Origin of the sequence: Arthrobacter phoenicis (genome assembly GCF_047238215.1) — a bacterium.
In the GTDB taxonomy this organism is placed as follows: domain Bacteria; phylum Actinomycetota; class Actinomycetes; order Actinomycetales; family Micrococcaceae; genus Arthrobacter.
The window spans coordinates 1217585-1237804 of the sequence record NZ_JBDFMK010000001.1; the positions used below are offsets into that span (position 1 = coordinate 1217585).

Annotated in this window: 19 protein-coding genes; 13 read left to right on the forward strand and 6 right to left on the reverse strand. The window is 71.0% G+C overall.

Annotation, left to right across the window (positions count from 1 at the left end; all coding sequences use genetic code 11):
- Positions 1 to 167 precede the first annotated feature (167 nt).
- A complete protein-coding gene (locus ABC337_RS05565; protein ID WP_412884821.1) occupies positions 168 to 1022 on the reverse strand; it encodes a Rieske (2Fe-2S) protein in 855 nt (284 codons plus the stop codon).
- Between the two features lie 176 nt (positions 1023 to 1198).
- Positions 1199 to 1798: an NADPH-dependent F420 reductase gene (locus tag ABC337_RS05570; RefSeq protein ID WP_412884982.1), complete on the reverse strand. Its 600-nt coding sequence runs from the start codon at positions 1796 to 1798 to the stop codon at positions 1199 to 1201.
- A gap of 204 nt (positions 1799 to 2002) precedes the next feature.
- Here ABC337_RS05570 and ABC337_RS05575 point away from each other — a divergent pair, with 204 nt between their 5' ends.
- Both ABC337_RS05575 and ABC337_RS05580 read left to right on the forward strand, forming a co-directional pair.
- Complete coding sequence (locus ABC337_RS05575) at positions 2003 to 2620, forward strand: TetR/AcrR family transcriptional regulator (protein WP_412884820.1); 618 nt, start codon at positions 2003 to 2005, stop codon at positions 2618 to 2620.
- A 100-nt stretch (positions 2621 to 2720) separates the two neighbouring features.
- On the forward strand, positions 2721 to 3593 hold the full coding sequence (locus tag ABC337_RS05580) for a DUF1684 domain-containing protein (protein WP_412884819.1): 873 nt from the start codon (positions 2721 to 2723) through the stop codon (positions 3591 to 3593).
- A gap of 40 nt (positions 3594 to 3633) precedes the next feature.
- On the opposite strand, the gene ABC337_RS05585 is transcribed toward ABC337_RS05580, so the two are convergent.
- Complete coding sequence (locus tag ABC337_RS05585) at positions 3634 to 4896, reverse strand: acyl-CoA dehydrogenase family protein (protein WP_412884818.1); 1263 nt, start codon at positions 4894 to 4896, stop codon at positions 3634 to 3636.
- Positions 4893 to 5702, reverse strand: a complete 810-nt coding sequence (locus ABC337_RS05590) for an SDR family NAD(P)-dependent oxidoreductase (protein WP_412884817.1) — start codon at positions 5700 to 5702, stop codon at positions 4893 to 4895. Before ABC337_RS05590 ends, ABC337_RS05585 begins: the two co-directional genes overlap by 4 nt.
- 160 nt (positions 5703 to 5862) lie before the next feature.
- Here ABC337_RS05590 and ABC337_RS05595 point away from each other — a divergent pair, with 160 nt between their 5' ends.
- From ABC337_RS05595 to ABC337_RS05615, 5 genes are all read left to right on the forward strand, one after another.
- Complete coding sequence (locus ABC337_RS05595) at positions 5863 to 7212, forward strand: glycoside hydrolase family 76 protein (protein ID WP_412884816.1); 1350 nt, start codon at positions 5863 to 5865, stop codon at positions 7210 to 7212.
- 163 nt (positions 7213 to 7375) lie between these two features.
- Positions 7376 to 8428 carry an iron ABC transporter substrate-binding protein gene (locus ABC337_RS05600; RefSeq protein ID WP_412884815.1) on the forward strand — a complete coding sequence of 351 codons (1053 nt, stop codon included), beginning with the start codon at positions 7376 to 7378 and terminating at the stop codon, positions 8426 to 8428.
- A gap of 4 nt (positions 8429 to 8432) precedes the next feature.
- A complete protein-coding gene (locus ABC337_RS05605; protein WP_412884814.1) occupies positions 8433 to 10025 on the forward strand; it encodes an ABC transporter permease in 1593 nt (530 codons plus the stop codon).
- Positions 10022 to 11197, forward strand: a complete 1176-nt coding sequence (locus ABC337_RS05610) for an ABC transporter ATP-binding protein (protein WP_412884813.1) — start codon at positions 10022 to 10024, stop codon at positions 11195 to 11197. Before ABC337_RS05605 ends, ABC337_RS05610 begins: the two co-directional genes overlap by 4 nt.
- Before the next feature lie 36 nt (positions 11198 to 11233).
- Positions 11234 to 13108 carry a glycogen debranching N-terminal domain-containing protein gene (locus ABC337_RS05615; RefSeq protein WP_412884812.1) on the forward strand — a complete coding sequence of 625 codons (1875 nt, stop codon included), beginning with the start codon at positions 11234 to 11236 and terminating at the stop codon, positions 13106 to 13108.
- Here ABC337_RS05615 and ABC337_RS05620 read toward each other — a convergent pair.
- On the reverse strand, positions 13105 to 13824 hold the full coding sequence (locus ABC337_RS05620) for a phosphatase PAP2 family protein (RefSeq protein ID WP_412884811.1): 720 nt from the start codon (positions 13822 to 13824) through the stop codon (positions 13105 to 13107). The genes ABC337_RS05615 and ABC337_RS05620 overlap by 4 nt on opposite strands.
- Before the next feature lie 41 nt (positions 13825 to 13865).
- Positions 13866 to 14522, reverse strand: a complete 657-nt coding sequence (locus tag ABC337_RS05625) for a YdeI/OmpD-associated family protein (protein WP_412884810.1) — start codon at positions 14520 to 14522, stop codon at positions 13866 to 13868.
- A 42-nt stretch (positions 14523 to 14564) separates the two neighbouring features.
- On the opposite strand from ABC337_RS05625, the gene ABC337_RS05630 reads away from it, so the two are divergent.
- The 6 genes from ABC337_RS05630 to ABC337_RS05655 all read left to right on the forward strand — a co-directional run bounded on the left by ABC337_RS05630 (position 14565) and on the right by ABC337_RS05655 (position 20063).
- On the forward strand, positions 14565 to 15362 hold the full coding sequence (locus ABC337_RS05630; RefSeq protein ID WP_412884809.1) for a VOC family protein: 798 nt from the start codon (positions 14565 to 14567) through the stop codon (positions 15360 to 15362).
- Positions 15363 to 15408: 46 nt separating this feature from the next.
- Positions 15409 to 15948, forward strand: coding sequence for an NUDIX hydrolase family protein (locus tag ABC337_RS05635; protein WP_290256702.1), 540 nt, complete (start codon positions 15409 to 15411; stop codon positions 15946 to 15948).
- A gap of 98 nt (positions 15949 to 16046) precedes the next feature.
- A complete protein-coding gene (locus ABC337_RS05640) occupies positions 16047 to 17096 on the forward strand; it encodes a DUF6707 family protein (protein WP_412884808.1) in 1050 nt (349 codons plus the stop codon).
- A gap of 63 nt (positions 17097 to 17159) precedes the next feature.
- The gene (locus ABC337_RS05645) at positions 17160 to 17885 is read left to right on the forward strand and encodes an SRPBCC family protein (protein ID WP_412884807.1); all 726 of its coding nucleotides are present in this window, start codon (positions 17160 to 17162) and stop codon (positions 17883 to 17885) included.
- A gap of 107 nt (positions 17886 to 17992) precedes the next feature.
- On the forward strand, positions 17993 to 19291 hold the full coding sequence (gene tgt, locus ABC337_RS05650; RefSeq protein WP_412884806.1) for a tRNA guanosine(34) transglycosylase Tgt: 1299 nt from the start codon (positions 17993 to 17995) through the stop codon (positions 19289 to 19291).
- Between the two features lie 22 nt (positions 19292 to 19313).
- Entirely contained in the window at positions 19314 to 20063 is a 750-nt protein-coding gene (locus ABC337_RS05655; RefSeq protein WP_412884805.1) for a dienelactone hydrolase family protein, read from the forward strand.
- Positions 20064 to 20220 lie beyond the last annotated feature (157 nt).

Here is a 20220-nt window from a genome sequence, read left to right on the forward strand (position 1 = left end):
CACTGCGCTGGATACTGTGAGCCGGGTTACCTCTGGGATGTTACCCGCCTCACGCGCCACGCTGGGAATCCGTCCCGGTGGCTGGGCCGGACGGGCACGACGGCGGGGGCCGGCTCCGGGCATGACGCCGGGCCTGCGGCGGTCACCCGTTCCGGGCCCGACGGCGGTCAGGCCGTCCGGCGCCGGACTTCGATCCGCCCCTCGTTGACCCGGGTTTCATAGGCCGGCTGCGGCCGTGTGGCCGGCCCGCGGACCACGTCGCCATCCGCCAACCGGAACGTGCTTCCATGCCAGGGGCAGACCACGCACCCGTCGTCGATTGTCCCCTTCTCCAGCGGGCCGCCCGCGTGGCTGCAGACGCTGTCGATGGCCAGGATCGCCCCGCCGGTCCGGTACAGGAGGACGGTGACCTTGCCCGCCTCGACCTTGCGCGACCCTCCCTCGGGGAGTTCGGCGTCGTCGAGCACCGGAGTCCACTTCGAGGGGCCGGTCCGGTCCGCGGTCCTGTTGACGTTGACCGCATTGGCGAAGCTCAGGTGGCCGCCGAGGAATCCGCCGAAGGTCAGGACTCCCAGCCCCGCCAGGCCCAGAGCCGTCCCCGCGCCGCGGTTGCCCCGGAAGCGGGCGGCGCTGGAGCAGGCATAGAGGCCCAGGGCCACCGTGTTCACCGCGGCGTGGACCAGCCCCACCCGGCGCGGTTTTCCGGCTGTGTCCGACCAGTCGTTGAGGCCGGCCGCCGCCGTCGGAACGGCTGCGGCGATCCCCACGGTCACCAGCAGGTCCGCGGCCGGTTCCATCTCCCTGCCACCCACGGCGTCCAGGACGGAGGCCATGGTCCACGCACCGATCGGGATATCCGTGAGCAGTGGGTGTAGCGGGTGGCCTAGGACGGTGCCGCTGAGCAGGTTGCGGACGGCGCGGGGTTGCACCGCCTTGCCGACCAGGCCGGCCAGGGCCGACGCCGGCCCGTCCAGCCCGTCGAGGCGTTCGATGGCGGCGACGACGGAATCCATCGGGTTCATAACGGCTCCTCGGGTGGCGGGCGGAACGACCGCAGCACGGGGACTTCGGCCGCCTGAGGCGGGCCGGGGAGTGCCGGGCCGCCAGATGGACCCAGTGTTCCACCCGGGCCGCTTCAAGGCCCGGGACCTTTGGCCCCGGACCTCACTCCGGAGACCCCGCCTCCCCGCGAGCCGCCCTAGCGCGCGATCTTGAAGTTGAAGTCCGCGTTGCCCAGCGCGCCCCAGAGGCGCAACCAGACCGGCAGCAGCATCTCGGTGCCGCGGGCGGTGGTGATGTCGCCGAGGTCGATGATGTCGCGGTGGCCCAGGTCTGCGAGCAGGCCGGACACCTTGGCCTTCGCGTCGGCGTCGTTGCCGGAGACGAACACGGAGTGGTCGCCGCCTGCCACGCTGCCGGGGTCCACCATGACGGAGGCGTTCATGGTGTTCAGCGTCTTGACCACCCGGGCCGCCGGGAAGGCGCGCTGCAGCTGCTCGCCGAGGCTGTCCGTGTTGACCGGGTCCAGCGAGGGCGGGAAGCCCTGGGAGAAGTCCAGCGGGTTGGCGATGTCCATGATGACCTTGCCGGCCAGGTTCTCCTCGCCGGCCGCGGTGAGGGCGGGGAGGGAGCCGGAGCCGTTGGTGGCGTTGACGATCAGGTCCGCCCCGGCGGCGGCGTCGGCGAAGGTGGTCAGCCGGATGCCGGGGTGCTCGGCGTGCCACTGGGCGAAGGGGACGCCGCCCATGGGGCCGGCCTCGGTGCGGGCCAGGGTGGCTTCCGGGTCGCGGGTGCCGATGACGACGTCGTGGCCGAGCGCGACGAGGGCGGCGGCGACGGCGGGGCCGACGGTCCGGTGCCGAAGACTGCGATGTTCATGGTGACCTCACTGGGGATGGGGGCTCTATGCAGACAGGCTTGTCTACCTCTTGCCGGGACGCTATCAGACAGATCTGTCTACGCACAAGGGCGCGCAGACAGACCGGTCTGTAGCATGGAGGGCATGAGTCCAGCAGCAGCGCCCGCCCCGGCCGCCCCGCAGGCGGTCCGCACGCCCGCCGGCCAGGCGCGGGAGAGGATCCTGGCCACGGCCTTCCGGTTGTTCTACGCCCACGGCCTGCGGGCCGCAGGAATCGACACGATCATCGCCGAATCGGGCGTCGCCAAGGCCACGTTCTACAAGTACTTCCCGGCCAAGGACGACCTGATCCTGGCCTACCTGGAGCACGTGGACGGCGTCTGGTCCGGTCAGCTGCACGCCGCCGCCGAGGCCGCCGGCCCGGACCCGACCCGCCAGCTGGTGGGACTGTTCGACGCCCTCACCACGGCCTGCCGCCGTGACGGGTACCGAGGCTGCGCCTTCATCAACGCCGCCGCCGAGTCCCCCTCCGGCACCCGCGTGCACGAACGGACCGTCGCGCACAAGCAGTCCATCCTGGCCTGGATCACGGAGCTTGCCGAAGAGGCCGGCGCCCGAGATCCGGAGGTGCTCGCCCGCAGCCTTACCCTGATCCTCGACGGCGGCCTGGCCAGCGGGGTGCTCGACGCCGACCCCGCCGCCGCGGCCGCCGCTAAGGCCACCGCGGAGCAACTGGTGGCTGCCGCCGTCGCCGTCCCCTGAATCACCCGCCCCGCCCAACCAGCTCGCAATAGATGCCGTTTTGGGCCCTCAAAACGACATCTACTGCCAGTCAGTTGGGCAGAAACCCCCGGAGCTGACCATGACCCCCGTAGACGCACAGGACGCCGACCCGCAGCAAGCATCCGACCCGCAGCTGGCCCGTTGGCGGCGGTTCCGCGCCAACCGCGACGCCGCCCTGGCCACCGAGTACGGCTGGCTGACCCTGACGTCGTTCCAGTGGCTCGCGCAGGAGGCGTCCACCCTTGAACTGGTGCCGGGCCTCTGGTGGACGGACGGCACGACGGCGTTCCTCACCGCGGCGGCGTCGGACGGCCTGACCCTGGTAGAGACAGGGGAGCCGGTGGACGGGACCATCAGCGCGGTCCTGGCCGACGAGGAGTCATTGATCTGGGTGCAGTTCGGCGGCTCGGACGGGACCCGGGTGCGGGTGGAACTGGCCATGCGCGGCGGAAAGTACGCCATCCGGACCCGGGACTCCAGGTCCCCGGTATTCACCGGCTTCAGCGGCGTCCCCACCTTCGGCTACCGGCCGGGCCTGGCGGTGGAGGCGCGGTTCGAGCCGTACCCGGAGCCGGTGGACGTCCCGATCGGCACCGCCAACCCGCTGGTGGACGGGGTGCACCGCAGCGTCGGAGAGCTGGTGTTCCGGCTGCCCGGCAGCAGCCACGAGTACCGGTTGCAGGCCGAGGAGGAGAAGCTGGGGGCATTGACGGTGACGTTCCACGACGAAACCAACGGCGACTCAACCGATGAGTGGCGCAAGGTCTCCACCGCCCGGCCCAGGCCGGATGGCAGCGTGATCCTGGATTTCAACCGCGCCATCAACTATCCCAGCGCCTTCACCCCGTACGGCACCTGCCCCATGCCGGTGAAGAACAACAGCCTGGACTACCGGATCGAGGCCGGGGAAAGGGTGCCCGACGGCGCCCCGGAGGACGCCGCCGGCAGCTGACGGACGCAGCGCACTGCGGCCCGGCCAAGGTCGGGTGGCTTTAGACGATTGCCGAGACCCCGGTGACCGCCCGGCCTGCGATCAGACTGTTGATCTCGAAGGAGCCCTCGTAGGTGTAGATCGCCTCGGCGTCGGCGAAGATTTTGGCCATCCGGTAGTCGGTGACGATGCCGTTGCCGCCCAGCAGCGACCGCCCCATCGCCACGGTCTCCCGCATCCGGGCGCTGGCGTAGGACTTCGCGAGAGCCACCTGCGGCATGTCCGCGGCACCGGCGTCCTCCAGCTGGGCGATCCGCACCATCATCCCGGTGCTCGCCACCGCATTGCCCAGCATGGTCACCAGCTGCTGCTGGACCAGCTGGAATTTCGCCAGCGGCCGGCCGAACTGGCGGCGTTCGACGGCGTACTGCCGGGCGACGTCGAACGCGGCCAGCTGCTGGCCCACCGCCTGCCACGCCACCATGATCCGGGAGCCGCGCAGCAGCTCGTTGGTGTCCTCGAAGCTGCTGATGCCGGCGAAGCGGTCCGCCTCGGCCACCCGCACGTCGTCGAAGACGATGTCCGCGTTCTGCACGGTCCGCAGCGCGATCTTGTTCTCGATCCGGCTGCGGCTCACCCCGGGAAGGGTGGCGTCGACGATGAAGCCGCGGATGGCGCCGTCGGCCTCGTCGCGGGCCCAGACCAGCATGTAGTCACAGAAGGTCCCGTTGCCGATCCAGCGCTTGGCTCCGTTGAGCACCCAGTAGTCGCCCTCATCCCCGCCGGAGACGCGCCGGGCCCTGGTTTCCATGCCGCCGGCGACGTCGGAGCCGTGGTCCGGTTCGGTCAGGGCAAAGGCCCCGGTGGTACGTAGGCTCGCCGCGTCCGCCAGCAGCCGCGCCCGCTGGTCCTCGGAGCCGAATTCGTAGAGTGACTCGACGAACAGGTCGTGGTGGACCAGGAAGAAGGTGGCCAGCGAGGTGTCCACCCGGGTGATCTCGGCGATGACGATCCCGGCGAAGAGGTTGCTGTAGCCGCGCTGGACCGGCGTGCTCAACTCGAGGGCGGCCAGCTTGGGCAGGATGTGCGCGGGGAATTCGGCGCGGTTCCACCAATCCTCCGCGTAGGGCGCCACCTCGCGGGCCAGGAAGCCGCGCAGTTCGGCCAGCTTGGCGCGTTCGACGTCGCTCAGCAGCGCCTCGTAGCCGAAGAAATCGGCGCCGGGCAGCTCCGGAAGCCCGCCGGCGGCCCCGGAAACAGCCGACTCACGCGCCCGGTCCCCCTGCGCCTGCGCTCCCTGCACGCGGTCCATCGCGAGCGTCACTTCGGGCCCATCCGGATGGCGCCGTCCAGCCGGATAGTCTCGCCGTTGAGCATGGCGTTGTCCACGATGTGCGCGGCGAGGTTGGCGTATTCCGCGGGCCGGCCCAGCCGGGAGGGGTGCGGCACCTGGTGGCCCAGGGAGTCCTGCGCCTCCTGCGGCAGCCCAGCCATCATGGGGGTCTCGAAGATGCCCGGCGCGATGGTCACCACGCGGATCAGCGAGCGCGCCAGTTCGCGGGCGATCGGCAGCGTCATGGCGGCGACGGCGCCCTTGGAGGCCGCGTAGGCGGGCTGGCCGATCTGGCCGTCGAAGGCCGCGACGGAGGCGGTGTTGATGATGACGCCGCGTTCGGGGCCGCCGAGCTCCGTGGCCACCGGCTCGGTGGTGGCCATCGCGGCGGCGGCGAGCCGGATGACGTTGAAGGTGCCCACCAGGTTGACCTGGATGACGCGGTTGAAGGCCTCCAGCGGCAGGACGCCGTCGCGGCCCAGGACCTTGCCCGGGGTGCCGATCCCGGCGCAGTTCAGCACGATCCGCAGCGGGCCCAGCTCCGCGGCGGCGTCGACGGCGGCCTGCACCTGCTCCTCGTTGGTGACGTCCGCGGGCACGAACACGGCCCGGTTCGCGCCAGCACCGGCCCCAGCGCCTTCCATCCCGTTCAGTTCGGCGGCGAGGCTCTCCCCCGCGGCGCCGGGCAGGTCCACCAGGACCACCGAGGCCCCGGCGTCGTAGAGCCTGCGTGCGGTGGCGGCGCCCAGCCCGGACGCGCCGCCCGTAATCAGTGCGACGGTACCCAAGACGTCCATACATCCTCCTTGATGTGGAAACCCCTGCCCGGCCGCACAAGGGCGGCCGGGCCTCGGCGTCCGGAAACGTTAGTTAGTACACGTTAACTGGAATTGACACAGAGCGCACCCATTCGTGGAGATTCCGCGCCGCGGGCGCCCCCGCCACTACTCTGGGACCATGACCGCAGCCGCCGCCCATTCCCCTGCCCCGAACTGGTCCTTCCGCGCCGACGAAGCCGCGCGTTCGGTGACCCGGCTGTTCGGCCAGCGCCTCTTCTTCCTCCCCGGCACGCACATCGGCGCCATCGTCCGTCCCTCCGGCCGGATGAAGAACCTCTCCCGGCCCTGGCACTACTGGTGGCAGGCGCACTACGTGGACTGCCTGGTCGACGCCGGGCGGCGGGAACTCGGCGTCGCGGGCCACACCCCGGCGCACTTCGACGGCAAGAACCTGCCCAGCGCCGGCAAGCTGGCGTCCCGCCTGCTCAACGGCATCCGGGTGCGGAACCTCTTCACCGTGGTCAACAACTACTACGACGACATGGCCTGGCTGGCCCTGGCCACCCGGCGGCTGGAGCTCCTGGCCGAGGACGGCCGCAAGAGCGCCGGCCGCCGCCGCAACGCCCGCGTGCTCACCCGGCTGGGGGCACAGTTCGACGCCGCCTCCACCGACGATTTGGGCGGCGGCACGTTCTGGAGCAAGAAGCGGGACTTCAAGAACACCCCGGCGACCGGGCCGGTGGCGCTGCACTACGCCCGGACCGGGCAGGCGGCGCGCGCGCAGTCGCTGCTGGACTGGCTGGACGCCAGGCTGCTGGATCCGGAGCAGGGCCTCTACCGGGACGGCCTGCGGATCGTGCCGGAAGGGGAGCCCCGGCTCGAGGAGGCCGTCTACACCTACAACCAGGGGCCGGTGCTTGGGGCCCTGCTGGAGCTTGGCGGCGAGGCGAACCTGACACGGGCTCAGGAACTGATCACCGCGGTCCGCGAGCACCTCACCGTGGACGCGCCGCTGCTGGGCCGTCACGGCGAGGTGGTCCGAGGCGAGGGAACGGGCGACGGCGGTCTCTTCAGCGGGATCCTGGTGCGCTACCTGGCACTCGCCGCGGTGGACGAGCGGCTTCCGGAGGAGACCCGGGCGACGGCGGCGCGGCTGGTCACGGACACGGCGGAGGCCTTCTGGGAGGGCCGGCGCGTGGTCGGCGCCAACGAGCCGCTGGCCCGCAACGGTGCCCGGTTGGTCTTCTCCGCCCGGCCCGAGCTGCCCGCGCGCCGCACCTACCCGGCCGGGGCCGACGTCGAACTCTCCACCCAGCTGCAGGCCTGGATGGTGCTGGAGGCCGCGGCCTCGATCGCGTCCCGCCTGCCCATGATCAGCGACGCCGACGAGGCCGGGCAGCCGGTTGAAGGGCAGCCATCGGAAGGGCAGCCGGGCGAAGAAGAGGCGAGCGAGGCGCACGCGGAACACTCGGATGAACCGCCCGCGGTGGTCAACGCCACGGCCCCGCGGGTAAACGAAACCAATTAGGTCACGCAATAGTTTCGTAATTCGTGTGATCTCCCTCACTTAAGACGCTCTCGGCTTGGTTGCTTAGGTTTGGCTAACCTACAGTTTTTTGTAGTGAGCATGCCCTAACCTCCCGCTCACGGAGGCGGGTTCCTACGACCTTTTCCTTGCAGAAAGCAGCCCCATGAAGATCCGCAAGAACGCGCTGGCGGGCGTCGCCCTCGCCGCCACCGCCGCACTCGGCCTCGCAGCCTGTGGCTCCGGTTCGTCCTCCTCCGGCAGCAGTGCCGGTGCCGACGGCAAGCCCTCCGGTGAGATCACGGTCTACAACGCCCAGCATGAATCCCTCACCAAGGAGTGGGTGGACGAGTTCACCGCCGAGACCGGCGTGAAGGTGACCCTCCGCCAGGGTTCGGACACCGAGATGTCCAACCAGATCATCCAGGAGGGTCAGGCCACCCGCGCCGACGTCTTCCTGACCGAGAACTCCCCGGCCATGGCCCAGGTGGAGAATGCCGGCCTCTTCGCCGACGTGGACCCGGCCACCGTCGCCCAGGTTCCCTCCGAATTCCGCCCGTCCACCAACAAGTGGACCGGCATCGCCGCCCGCTCCACCGTCCTGGTCTATGACAAGACCAAGATCAGCGAGGACAAGCTGCCCAAGTCCATGCTGGATCTGGCCAACCCGGAGTGGAAGGGCAAGTGGGCCGCGTCGCCGTCGGGCGCCGACTTCCAGGCGATCGTCTCCGCCCTGCTCGAACTCAAGGGTGAGGCCGCCACGGAGGCCTGGCTCAAGGGCATGAAGGACAACTACAAGTCCTACAAGGGCAACAGCACCGCCATGAAGGCCGTCAACGCCGGCGAGGTCGATGCCGCCCTGATCTACCACTACTACTACTACGGCGACCAGGCGAAGACCGGCGAGAACTCGAACAAGGTCACGCCGTACTTCTTCAAGAACCAGGACCCTGGCGCGTTCCTCTCCGTCTCCGGCGGCGGCGTGCTGAAGTCCTCGAAGAACGCCGGCGCGGCCCAGGCCTTCCTGAAGTTCATCACCGGGAAGAAGGGCCAGGAGATCCTGCAGAAGGGCACCTCCTTCGAATACGCGATCGCCTCCGACGTGCCGTCGAACGACAAGCTGGTCCCGATCAAGGACCTGCAGGCACCCAAGGTCGATCCGGCCAAGCTCAACTCCGCCAAGGTCACCGATCTGATGACCAAGGCAGGACTGCTCTAAACCAGTGACCAAGACGCTGGCGGCTCCCGGGACCACCGGAAGCACGACGACGGCGGGCCGGGGCAAGCGCCCCCGCCCGCCGTTCGGCGTGTCCGTGGTGGCCATCCTGGCGGTCCTGATCGCCCTGTTCTCCCTCCTTCCCCTGGGTTACGTGGCGGTGATGACCGTTGCCACCGGATGGGACACCGCCGTCAGCCTGATCTTCCGGGCACGGGTGGGTGAGCTGCTGCTGAACACCGTGCTGCTGATGATCTTCACCGTCCCGCTCTGCCTGGTGATCGGCGTCGGCGGGGCGTGGCTGGTGGAACGGACCACGCTCAAGGGCCGCCGGGGGTGGGCCGTGCTGCTGGCCGCTCCCCTGGCCATCCCCGCGTTCGTCAACAGCTACGCCTGGGTATCGGCCGTCCCGTCGCTGGGCGGCCTGTGGTCCGGGGTCCTGATCGCCACGCTGTCCTACTTCCCGCTGGTTTACATTCCGGCCGCGGCCACCCTCAGCCGGCTGGACCCGGCGATTGAACAGTCCGCGGCGTCCCTGGGGCTAGGCGCGTGGCGGGCGTTTTTCCGGGTGGTGCTGCCGCAGCTGCGGATCGCGATGACCGGCGGTGCGCTGCTGGTGGCGCTGCACCTTCTGGCCGAGTACGGCGCGTTCGCGATGATCCGCTTCGACACCTTCACCACCGCGATCATGGTCCAGTACCAGTCCACCTTCAACGGGGCCGCCGGCAACATGCTGGCCAGCGTGCTGGTGTTCTTCTGCCTGATCCTGCTGCTGGTGGAGGTCCGCGGCCGCGGCACCGCCCGCTACGCCCGGGTGGGCTCCGGGGCCCAGGCGAGGGCCCTGCGGCTGCCGCTGCGCTTCTACCAGGCACCGGCCCAGCTGTTCCTGCTGGCCGTCACCGCCTTGGCGTTCGGCCTGCCGCTGACCTTCGTGGTGCGCTGGATCGTGGCCGGCGGCGCGGAGATCTGGTCCGCCGAAGAGTTCCTGCCGGCCCTGCTGCAGACCCTGGGCTACGGGCTCGCCGGGGCCGCCGCCACCACGGTCGTCGCGTTCCCGATGGCCTACCTCGCGGTGCGCCGCCCCAGCTGGTTCAGCAAGGCCCTGGAGCTCTCGAACTACGTCACCAGCTCGATGCCCGGGATCGTCGTCGGCCTGGCCTTCGTTACCGTCAGCATCCGGGTGGCGCCGGACCTGTACCAGACCACCACGCTGCTGATCGCCGCCTACGTGCTCTTGTTCCTGCCGCGGGCGCTGGTAAACCTGCGCTCCGGGCTGGCCCAGGCACCGAAGGAACTCGACGAGGCCGCGCAGGCCCTCGGCAAGCCGCCGCTGCTGGCGTTCCTGCGCGTCACCCTGCGGCTGACCGCCCCGGCGGCGGCCGGCGGCGCGGCGCTGGTGTTCCTGGCGATCGTGAACGAACTGACGGCCACGCTGCTGCTCTCCCCGAACGGCACGCGCACCCTGGCCACCGAATTCTGGAGCAAGAGCAGCGAGATCGACTACGCCGGCGCCGCACCGTATGCGCTGCTGATGATCCTGCTCTCCGCCCCGATGACCTACCTCCTCTTCCAGCAGTCCAAGAAAGCAGCGGGACAGTGACCGAACAACAGCCCTCCCGGCTCCCGGAACCCCGGATCGCCGCCTCCGTGGCGCCCAGCACCAACAGCCACCTTGAGGTCGCGGCCGTGACCAAGAACTTCGGCTCCCAGGCCGTGCTTAAGGGCGTCAACCTCTCGGTCGCCCGCGGCGGCACGACGGCGATCGTGGGCCCGTCGGGGTCGGGTAAGACCACCCTGCTGCGGCTGATCGCCGGGTTCGAGCACCCGGACACCGGCAGCATCTCCCTGGGCGGGCAGAAGGTGGCCGGCGACGGCACCTGGGTCCCGGCGCACAAGCGGCAGGTGGGCTACGTGGCGCAGGACGGCGCGCTCTTCCCGCACCTGACCGTGGGCCAGAACGTCGCGTTCGGGCTCGACGCCGGCAAGCTCTCCGGCGGGCACCGCGGTGTCAAGGCCCGGGTGGCCGAGCTGCTGGAGATGGTGGCGCTGGACCCGGCGATGGCCAAGCGGCGGCCGCACCAGCTCTCCGGCGGCCAGCAGCAGCGCGTGGCCCTGGCTCGCGCCCTGGCCCGCGAACCGGAGCTGATGCTGCTGGACGAGCCGTTCTCCGCCCTCGACGCCGGCCTGCGCGTGGCCACCCGCCGCACCGTGGGCAAGGTCCTCCAGGATGCTGGGGTCACCACCATCCTGGTCACCCACGACCAGGCCGAGGCGCTCTCCTTCGCGGACCAGGTGGCCGTGATGCGCGGCGGCAAGCTCGCCCAGATCGGCAATCCGTTCGTGGTCTACACCCGCCCTGCGGACCGGGCGACGGCGGAGTTCCTGGGCGACGCCGTGATCCTGGACGCCTGGATGGAGGGGTCCCTGGCCACCTGCTCCCTCGGCGGCATCCCGGTCCGCCGCCCGCCGGCGCAGGGCCGGGTCCAGCTGATGCTGCGGCCCGAACAGATCCGCATCGCCGAGGACGGCCCCATCCGCGGCACCGTGGTGGATACCGACTACTTCGGCCCCGAAACCACGGTCCGGCTTCAGCTCCCGGTCCCATCTAAGCTGGCCGAGGGCGACGTCGCGGACCACCGCTACCCCGGCGGCGGCGAAATCATCACCATCCGGCACTGGAACGCCTCGATCGCGCGGCCCGGTACCGAGCTGTGCCTGCGCGTGGTGGGCGAGGCCGTGGCCTTCCCGGTAGAGGACACCCCGCAGGCTTAGGGCCCTCCCGGGGCGGCGGGGTCCTAGGCTGGTCGGATGAGCGTACAACCAGCCCTGCACCGCCAGCACTGTTCCGTGGCCGCCCCCACCCAGCTGTGGCTGGACGCCGAGGGCCGGCTGGCCGACGGCGGCGGCTGGTTCACCGGTCTGCTCCACGGCGACACCCGGATGTTGAGCCGGGCCGAGACCACCGTCAACGGCTTCGCCCCGGAGCCGGCCACCGTGGAGCCGGCGCCCGGCGGCGTACTCACCGTGCGCGGCCTGGTCCGCGGCATCGAGGGACCCACCGAGGACCCCGCCGTCGAACTCGTGCAGACCTGGACCGTGACTCCCGGCGCCGTCCGGGTCTCGCTCCGCCTGTCCACCTCGCTGCCGCAGCTGGAGGCCGAACTCCGGGTGCGGCTGGCCGCCGACTTCACGGACATGGCCGCCATCCGGCTGGGCCGCTTCCGGGAGCCGCTGGAGCCCGTGTCCGCGGACGGCTCCTCGCTGCGGTGGGCCGAGGAGGGCAAGACCCTGACCGTCGCCGCCCCCGGCCGGGTGGAGGACGGCTGCCTCGTCTGGCGCGGCACCGCGTCCGCCGGGCGCCCGATGGAGGCCGAGTGGCAGGCCACCCTGACGGACACCGGCGACGCCGTCGTCCCCGCGCACGTCCCGGCGGCCCGGTCCGTCCGCGACCGCCCCGCCGGGCCGCTGGGTGCCCTGCTGGATAACTCCCTGGATGAGCTGGACGGGCTGCGGCTGGCCACCCGCGCGGCCCCGGACGCCCCGTTCCTCGCCGCCGGCGCCCCCTGGTACTTCACCCTGTTTGGCCGGGACTCGCTCTGGGCCGCGCGGCTGCTGCTGCCCTTCGACGCGGCCCTCGCCACGGGCACCCTGCGGGCCCTCGCCGCGCACCAGGGCACGAAGACGGATCCCGCCGCGGCGGAGGAGCCGGGCAAGATCCTGCACGAGTTGCGGGCCAAGGAACTGATTCTCGAGAGCCAGGCGCTGCGGCTGCCGCCGGTGTACTTCGGTGCCGTGGACTCAACGCCGCTGTGGTTGTGCCTGTTCGGCGAGCTCGGCCGGGCCGGCACCGACGACGCCGCGGTCCGCTCCCTGCTGCCCAACGCCGCGCGCGCCGCGGACTGGCTGCTGGCGGCCGGCGCGGCGGGACGGGATGCCGGTAACGGCGGATTCCTCAGCTACCAGGACACCTCCGGCCACGGACTGAGCAACCAGGGCTGGAAGGACTCCCGCGACGCCATGCAGTTCCGCGACGGGCGGCAGGCAGACGGGCCGATCGCCCTCGCCGAGGTGCAGGGCTACGCCTACCAGGCCGCCCTGGAGGCCGCGGACCTCTTCGACGCCTACGGCGAACCGGGCGCCGCGGAGCTACGGGACTTCGCCGCGGGCCTCAGGGACGCCTTCCGCGACCGTTTCTGGGTGGAGGACGACGGCGGCCGGTTCCCCGCCATGGCCCTGGACGGCCACGGCACCCCGCTGGATGTTCCCGGCTCGAACATGGGCCACCTGCTCGGCACCGGGATCCTCGACCCCGCCGAGTCGCGACTGGTGGCGGATCGGCTGCTGAGCCCGGAGCTGTTCTCCGGCTACGGCCTGCACACCCTGTCCCGCCGGGCCACCGGGTTCTGGCCCTTCAGCTACCACTGCGGATCGGTCTGGAGCCACGACACGGCCATCGCGGTGCGCGGACTCCTGGCCGAGGGATTCACCGACGAGGCACGGGTGCTGGCCGAGGGGCTGCTGGCGGCGTCCACGGCCTTCGGCCACCGCCTCCCGGAGCTCTTCGCCGGGGTGACCGCCGCTGAGTCCGGCACAGCGGTGCCGTACCCGGCCTCGTGCCACCCGCAGGCGTGGTCCTCGGCCTCGGCCGTGGTGCTGGCGCAGGCCCTCGGGGTGGCCTTCTAGGCGTCCGGCGACGTGCGCCGGGCGCTGCGGAGCCCGTCCACCAGGACGGCGACGCCGGCGAGCGCCACCGCCAGGCCCAGCGAGGCCACCACGTCGGTCAGCCAGTGGTAGCCCAGGTAGAGCCGGCTGAAGCCGACCACCAGCGTTCCCAGCACGGCGCCGGCCAGGGCCAGGGCCGCCGTCGAACGCCGCGCCGGGCGGGCGGCCGCGCTGCCGAGCAGCAGGTACCCGAGGACCAGCAGGAACACCCCGGCGCCGAGCGTGTGGCCGGACGGGAAGGACAGCGCATCGTCCGGGCCCATCAGGAAATCGGAGGCGGACGGCCGGGCGCGGGAGACCATCTGCTTGACCAGGGTGGTGGCGGCGGCCGCGGCCAGCACCGCCGCCAGGAACAGCCCGGGGCGCCAGAGTTCGCGCCGGAGCAGCGCCCATCCCAGGGCCAAGACGCCGCCGATCACTGTGAGCACGGCCGGCGCGGTGACGGTACTGACGGCCGTGAGGACGGCGGTGGCCAGCGGGGACCGGTGGTCCACCAGGGCGTCGTGGATCCCGCCGTCGAACACGGCCAGCCCGGAGTTGGTCTGGATGCTGGCCACCATCAGCCAGAAGACGGCCTCCCCGGCCACCAACAGCGCCGCCGCGGCGAAGAACACCGTCCGCTGCGAGGGCGGGGTCCGGCGGGCTCCGCGCTGCTGCTGGCGTTCGGTGATAGGCACTGGTCCACCTTGCCACATCCGGCTGTCCGCCCTCCGTGCGGTTACCGGGAACTCCCCGGGCCCGAACTCTTTGGGTCTTGATTCGCAGGGCGCTGATTCTCCGGGCGGGCCGGCTTGCGCGCCTGCGGGTGCGGAGTCTCGTACCGGGCCAGCATCTCGACGAACCCGGCGATCTTCCGCTCCCGGGTGGCGGCCTGCTTCACGGCGTTGATCCGGTAGATCAGCGCGTACCGGTTGACGGAGGTGAGGACCTCGAACATGGCCTGCGCCCGCGGGTCCGCCGCGATCGCCGCGGCAAGGTCCGCCGGCATCTCGGCGGTCGCCTGACCCTCGTACGCGGCCTCCCAGCGGCCGTCCGCCTTGGCGCTCTCGACGGCGGCGCGTCCCGCGGGCGCCATCCGCCCCTCCGCCTCAAGCCGGGCGATCCGGTCCACGTTCCGGGCCGACCAGACACTCTTCGGACCCCGGCGGGTCATCCGCTGGAACGAGCTCTCCTCATCCCGGCGCCGGCCCTGGCCGTCGATCCAGCCGAAGCAGAGGGCCTCCTGCAGCGCGGCTTCGTAGTCCAGCTCGGTGACCGAGCCGCCCTTCTTGTGCAGCACCAGCCACACGCCGGGGCTGGTCCCGTGGTGGTCCTGCAGCCATGCCCGCCACGCGGCGGCGTCCTTCACCAGCAGTTCCATCAGCTCAACAGCCATGGCACTATTGTGCTCCCGGCCCACACCCACGAGGGAGACCCCATGCTGCGCGTCCGTCCCATCCACTACACCTCCCGCATGGACGAATGGGAGCGGCTGCTGACCGCGCTGGGCCTGGTCAAGACGGTGGACGACGCCACCTGGCGCGAGTTCGACGCCGGGTCCGGCCGCCTGGCGCTGCACTTCGCCGAGGCCGGCTCCGCGGAGGACGGCAGCACAGACTTCGGCGTCGAGGTCGGAGACCTGGCCGAGTTTGCCCGCCGCACGGCGGAGTCCGCCGGCACTGCCGGGGCTCCCGACGGTTCCGGGCAGGGCACCCGGGCGGAGGTCCTCGACGCCGAGCACGGCTCCACCTGCAAGATCACCGCAGCCGACGGGTTCAGCTTCCTGGCCGACCCCGCGGTCCGCGCGGCCGACGGCGGCTGGGGCGGCGCGCCGGACGCGGATCCGGACCTCGCCGTCGTCGGCCTCTGGTTTGCCGCGGATCCCGCCACCGCCGCCCGTACGCTGCGGGACATCGGCGCCCGCCCGCGCCCCATCCCCGGCGCCGGGCCCGGCACCGGCAGCGCGGAGGAAGCGGAGTCCTTCACCGCCAAGAACGGCGGGATCCTGATGATCGGGACGGGTGCACCGGGTTCGGGACAGGCTGCGGCGGGACTCGCGTTCGAGTACGCCGGCGACCTCGGGGAACTCCGCCGCCGGCTCGAGGACGCCGGGGAGGATGCCGCCCTGGTGGAGGAGTCCCCGATCCCGCTGCTGCACCTGGCCAACCCCGACGCGGAGGCCGGCGCCGCGCACGCCCACCCACTCTGGATCTCCCGGGCCCCGGCGGCGGACTGACCCCGTCCACCACGTCCGTCCAGCCCGGATGGGGTAGAACTTAAGCATGAACGTGCGCACCCCCGACCCGAATCCCGGCTGGCTCTCCGACGACGACCTCTTCGAGGCCAGGGGCCGGTTGCCGATGGTCTACGTCGAGGCCGTGCCGGTCCGGCTGGACCCGCTCGGGTTCGTGAACGAGGTGGGCACGCTGCTGCAGGCCGACGAGGACGGCACCATGGTCCGCTCCCTGGTCTCCGGCCGGGTGCTGTACCGCGAAACCATCCGCGCCGCGCTGCTGCGGCACATGGAAAAAGACCTCGGCCCGCTGGCGTTCCCGCAGCTGCCGGTCAGCCCCGTGCCGTTCACCGTGGCCGAATACTTTCCCTCCCCCTCGCACACCGGCTACACGGACGACCGGCAGCACGCCGTCGCCCTGGCCTACGTCATCCCGGTCACCGGCGAGTGCTCCCCGCGCCAGGACGCGCTCGAACTGACCTGGATGACCCCGGATGAGGTGCTCCGCTCGGACGTCCAGCTCGAGTTCAGCGGCGGCCGCGGCGCCCTAATCCGGCAGGCCCTCGCGTTCGCCGGCGTCGGCCACTAGCTTCCGCGGCGCCGGGGCCCAGCCGTCCCGCGTCCCCGATCCGGCGCGCCGGTCTTTGTAGACTGGTGGGCGGACCGAAAAGAATTTGAGGACTCCAGATGACCCACCCCACAACTTCCGTGAACTATGGAGAACGGCAGGCGGGATCTCTGCGGACCGGGGATCTGCTGCTCCTGCCCGACGCGACGCGCACCGCCGAAATCGCCAGCGTCGCCGTCGATAACGACGACTTCGGCACCCCCGCCCTGGTGCGGGCCACCCTGACCGGCGGCGGCGTACTCCGCATCGCGGCCGGGTCCACGGTGCTGATCCAGGAACCGGCGTCCGCGCCGGAATCCGCGGGAGTGTCCACGGCCTCGGCCAGTGAGTCCCCCGCCGACGTTCCTTCAGCGCCCGATGCGGAGGAGTCCGGCACTACAAACGACGACGCCGGTGCCCCCGCGCAGGACGACGGCGGCGAGTCCCTGCCCGCCGTCGTCGTCGTGCCCCCGCCGCCCGCCTCGCCGCCGGCCGTCGTCGGCCCCAGCGAAGCGGACCTGGCCCTCATCCCCACCGCCGAGGGCACGCCCGAGTCCGTCGTGGAGGCCGCCGCCGAGGCGCACCCCAAGGATGCCGGGGTGCTGCTGCTCAGCGACCGGCTGGCCAAGGGCATCAACACCAAGTCCGGCAGCTGCCTCAAGGACCTCAGCGACCTGGCCCACGAACTCTTCGTGGTCCTCGGCGACGCCGAGCACGCCCTGGCCGTCGCCGACCTGCTCACCGTGCTGCCGTTCGACGGCAACCCGGGCCGCTGGGCCTCCGTGGAGGCCGCCCTGGCGCTGGCCAGCTACATCTGCCGGCAGCGCGGCGACGACGAACGCGCCGCCGTCTACGAGAAGTTCCTCCGAGCCCCGGACGCCATGGAAACGGACCCGTTCAAGGCCCGGATCAATGCCAAGGTCCGGCAGCGGTCGCTGAACGAGCCGAACCTGTACGACAAGGAAATCTTCCGCGCCATCGACAACTCCAACCGGGACGCCGAGCGGGAATGGCGGCTGCTGCGGCTCGAGGCCCTGCTGTTCCTGCGCGCCCACGGCGGATCGCAGACCATCGGCGGCGCCGAACTGGAACGCCGGATCACCAACGAACTGGATTTCGTCCGCGGCTGATCACCGGCACTCCGTCCGGCCCGGCCCTACCCGCGGGCAGGGGGTCGGAGTACATTCGGGCCCATGACGAACAATCTGTCCGTGGTGATCAACGCCGACGCGCAGCAGGTCTGGACCATGCTGCGGGAACCCGCGAAGGTGGCCCAGTGGCACGGCTGGGAGGCCGAGGACCAGGCGGCGGAGATCAACGCGATCTACTTCGGCCCCAAGGTCATCGAAAGCGCGGACCACACCTCCCTGGTGGTCGACGGCGGTGACATCTTCACGCTCAAACCCGTCCCCGGCGGCACCGAGGTCAGCATCACCCGCGCCGCCGTGGACCACAACTCCGAGTGGGCGGCCTGGGACGAGGACATCACCCAGGGCTGGCTGACCTTCCTGCACCAGCTCCGTTTCGCCCTGGAACGCCACCCCAACGACCACCGGAAGACGCTGTTCTTCGCCGTCCCCGGCACCGCGGGTTCCGGCATCGACAAGCTCGGTGCGGGCGATGTCCCGGCCGCCGGCGAGCCCTACTCCCTGACCCTGGCCACTGGGGAGGCGGTTTCCGGCAAGGTCTGGTTCCGCAGCAACCACCAGATGGGCCTGACGGTCCAGGGCTACGCCGAGCACGGCGAGGGCCTGGTGATCATCGCCGACCAGCCCGCCATCCCCGAGCTCCGGCCCGACGGCGGGTCCCTGGTGATCGTGTCCACCTACGGGCTCGGCGCGCACCGGCTCGAGGAGATCCGCGCCGCCTGGGATTCCTGGCGCGCGGCGAACTACCCCTCCACCGACCCCGTCGCCTGAGGCGGGGCAGCCGAGGCGGCGCAGCCGGAGCGGCCACCTGCGGCGACCCACTTGGGGCGCCCCTCCCTGAGGTGGGGCTTCGGCGCGGCAACTGGCACACTTGAACGGTGCCTGCGAATCCTGAAACCACCCCCTCCTCCGCCCTGCCCGCCAAGCAGTCCGACTTCTCCTTCCGGGTGGGCAAGCGCCTGAGCGAGACCTGCTCGCCGTCGCCGGAGCAAGTGGCGGAGAACGGCGGGGAGTTCCTGGGCCGCACCGGCACCATCAGCACCCCACACGGCGAGATCCAGACGCCCGCGTTCATCGCCGTCGGCACCAAGGCCACGGTCAAGGCCGTGCTGCCCGAAGCTGTCGCGGACCTCGGCGCGCAGGCCGTCCTCGCCAACGCCTACCACCTCTACCTTCAGCCCGGCGCAGACATCCTCGACGAGGCCGGCGGGCTGGGTGCCTTCATGAACTGGCAGGGGCCCACGTTCACGGACTCCGGCGGATTCCAGGTGATGAGCCTGGGTTCCGGTTTCAAGAAGGTCATCGACATGAAATCAGTCGATTCGTCCGGTCCGGACGACGCCGTCGCCCCCGGCAAGGAACGCCTGGCCCACGTGGACGAGGACGGCGTGTGGTTCAAGAGCCACCTCAACGGCGACAAGCACCGGTTCAGCCCCGAGATCTCCATGAACGTCCAGCACCAGATCGGCGCGGACATCATGTTCGCCTTCGACGAGCTGACCACCCTGCAGAACTCCCGCGGCTACCAGGAGGAATCCCTGGAGCGCACCCGCCGCTGGGCCGAACGCTGCATCACCGAGCATTTCCGGCTCACCGAAGAACGCACCGGCAAGCCGTACCAGGCCTTGTTCGGCGTCATCCAGGGCGCCCAGTACGAGGACCTGCGCCGCAAGGCCTGCCGGGAACTCGGCGCGATGAACTTCGACGGCTTCGGCATCGGCGGCGCACTGGAGAAGGAGAACCTGGGCACGATCGTGCGCTGGTGCAACGAGGAACTGCCGGAGGACAAGCCCAGGCACCTGCTGGGCATCTCCGAGCCGGACGACATCTTCACGGCGATCGAAAACGGCGTGGACACCTTCGACTGCGTCTCCCCCACCCGGGTGGCCCGCAATTCCGCGTTCTACCACCCGGACGGTCGGTTCAACCTCTCCGGCGCCAAGTACAAGCGCGACTTCGGGCCGTTGCAGGAGGGCTGCGACTGCTACGCCTGCCAGAACTACTCCCGGGCCTACATCCACCACCTGTTCAAGTCCAAGGAGATGCTCTCCGCCACGCTGATCTCGATCCACAACGAGCGCTTCGTGGTGAAGATGGTCGACGACGCCCGGCTCGCCATCGAGGACGGCAGCTTCTTCGAGTTCAAGGCGGAGACCCTGCGCCGGTACTACTCCTAGGCCCGTCGGGTAGGCTGACCCGATGTTCATCGAGATTCCTGCCGCAGACGGCACAGCAGAGGCCATCGTCGCCCGCCCCACCACCGGTGAGGGCCCGTTCCCGGGCGTCATCTTCTACATGGACGCCTTCGGCCTCCGCCCGCGCATCCAGGAGATGGCGCAGCGGATCGCCGACTGGGGCTACGTTGTCCTGGCCCCGAACGTCTTCTACCGCGAAGGCACGGCCACGGAGCTGGCCCCGGCCGGCGACATGAGCACCCCTGAGGGCCGCGAGGCCGCCGGCGCCGCCGCGTTCCCGCGCGTCGGCCGCCTCACCAGCGACAAGGCCGTCCCGGACATCGACGCCTGGGTCCGCGATCTTCGCGAGCTCGACGGCGTCTCCGAGGGACCGATCGGCGTCACCGGCTACTGCATGGGTGCCCGCCTCGCGGTCCGCACGGCCAACGCCCACCCGGACCAGGTCGCGGCCTGCGGCGGCTTCCACGGCGGCGGCCTCGCCACGGACGAGCCGGACAGCCCGCACCTGGGCCTGGAGCACGCGCGGGCCACCTTCGTCTTCGGCCACGCGGACAAGGACCGGAGCATGGACACCGACGCCGTCGCCCGACTGGGTGAGGCGCTGAACGCCGCCGGCCTGACCGCCAGCAACAAAATCTACGAGGGCGCCCCGCATGGCTACTCGATGGCGGACACCTCGGCCTTCCACCCGGAAGCCACCGAGCGGCACTTCCGCGAACTCCGGGAGCTGCTGGACTCGACCCTCAAGGGCTAGGAACAGGACCCGGGGCCCTCCGGACCTCGTCCCCTTCCCTTCCCCCGCCTTCCCCGCCCGCCCGTTTCGACGGTTCCCTGCCACATAGACGCTGGTGAACGTCTACCCGGCAGGGCACCGTCGAAGCGGCGGGTATCCACATAGCCACGTACTGCCC

Bases quoted from the DNA above. Each gene is read 5' to 3' on its own strand.
- ABC337_RS05655 (WP_412884805.1), top strand. From the start codon at position 19,314: ATGTTCATCGAGATTCCTGCCGCAGACGGCACAGCAGAGGCCATCGTC.
- ABC337_RS05595 (WP_412884816.1), top strand. From the start codon at position 5,863: ATGACCGCAGCCGCCGCCCATTCCCCTGCCCCGAACTGGTCCTTCCGC.
- ABC337_RS05565 (WP_412884821.1), bottom strand. From the start codon at position 1,022: ATGAACCCGATGGATTCCGTCGTCGCCGCCATCGAACGCCTCGACGGG.
- ABC337_RS05580 (WP_412884819.1), top strand. From the start codon at position 2,721: ATGACCCCCGTAGACGCACAGGACGCCGACCCGCAGCAAGCATCCGAC.
- ABC337_RS05600 (WP_412884815.1), top strand. From the start codon at position 7,376: ATGAAGATCCGCAAGAACGCGCTGGCGGGCGTCGCCCTCGCCGCCACC.
- ABC337_RS05645 (WP_412884807.1), top strand. From the start codon at position 17,160: ATGACGAACAATCTGTCCGTGGTGATCAACGCCGACGCGCAGCAGGTC.
- ABC337_RS05575 (WP_412884820.1), top strand. From the start codon at position 2,003: ATGAGTCCAGCAGCAGCGCCCGCCCCGGCCGCCCCGCAGGCGGTCCGC.
- ABC337_RS05635 (WP_290256702.1), top strand. From the start codon at position 15,409: ATGAACGTGCGCACCCCCGACCCGAATCCCGGCTGGCTCTCCGACGAC.
- ABC337_RS05615 (WP_412884812.1), top strand. From the start codon at position 11,234: ATGAGCGTACAACCAGCCCTGCACCGCCAGCACTGTTCCGTGGCCGCC.
- ABC337_RS05590 (WP_412884817.1), bottom strand. From the start codon at position 5,702: ATGGACGTCTTGGGTACCGTCGCACTGATTACGGGCGGCGCGTCCGGG.
- ABC337_RS05630 (WP_412884809.1), top strand. From the start codon at position 14,565: ATGCTGCGCGTCCGTCCCATCCACTACACCTCCCGCATGGACGAATGG.
- ABC337_RS05640 (WP_412884808.1), top strand. From the start codon at position 16,047: ATGACCCACCCCACAACTTCCGTGAACTATGGAGAACGGCAGGCGGGA.
- ABC337_RS05625 (WP_412884810.1), bottom strand. From the start codon at position 14,522: ATGGCTGTTGAGCTGATGGAACTGCTGGTGAAGGACGCCGCCGCGTGG.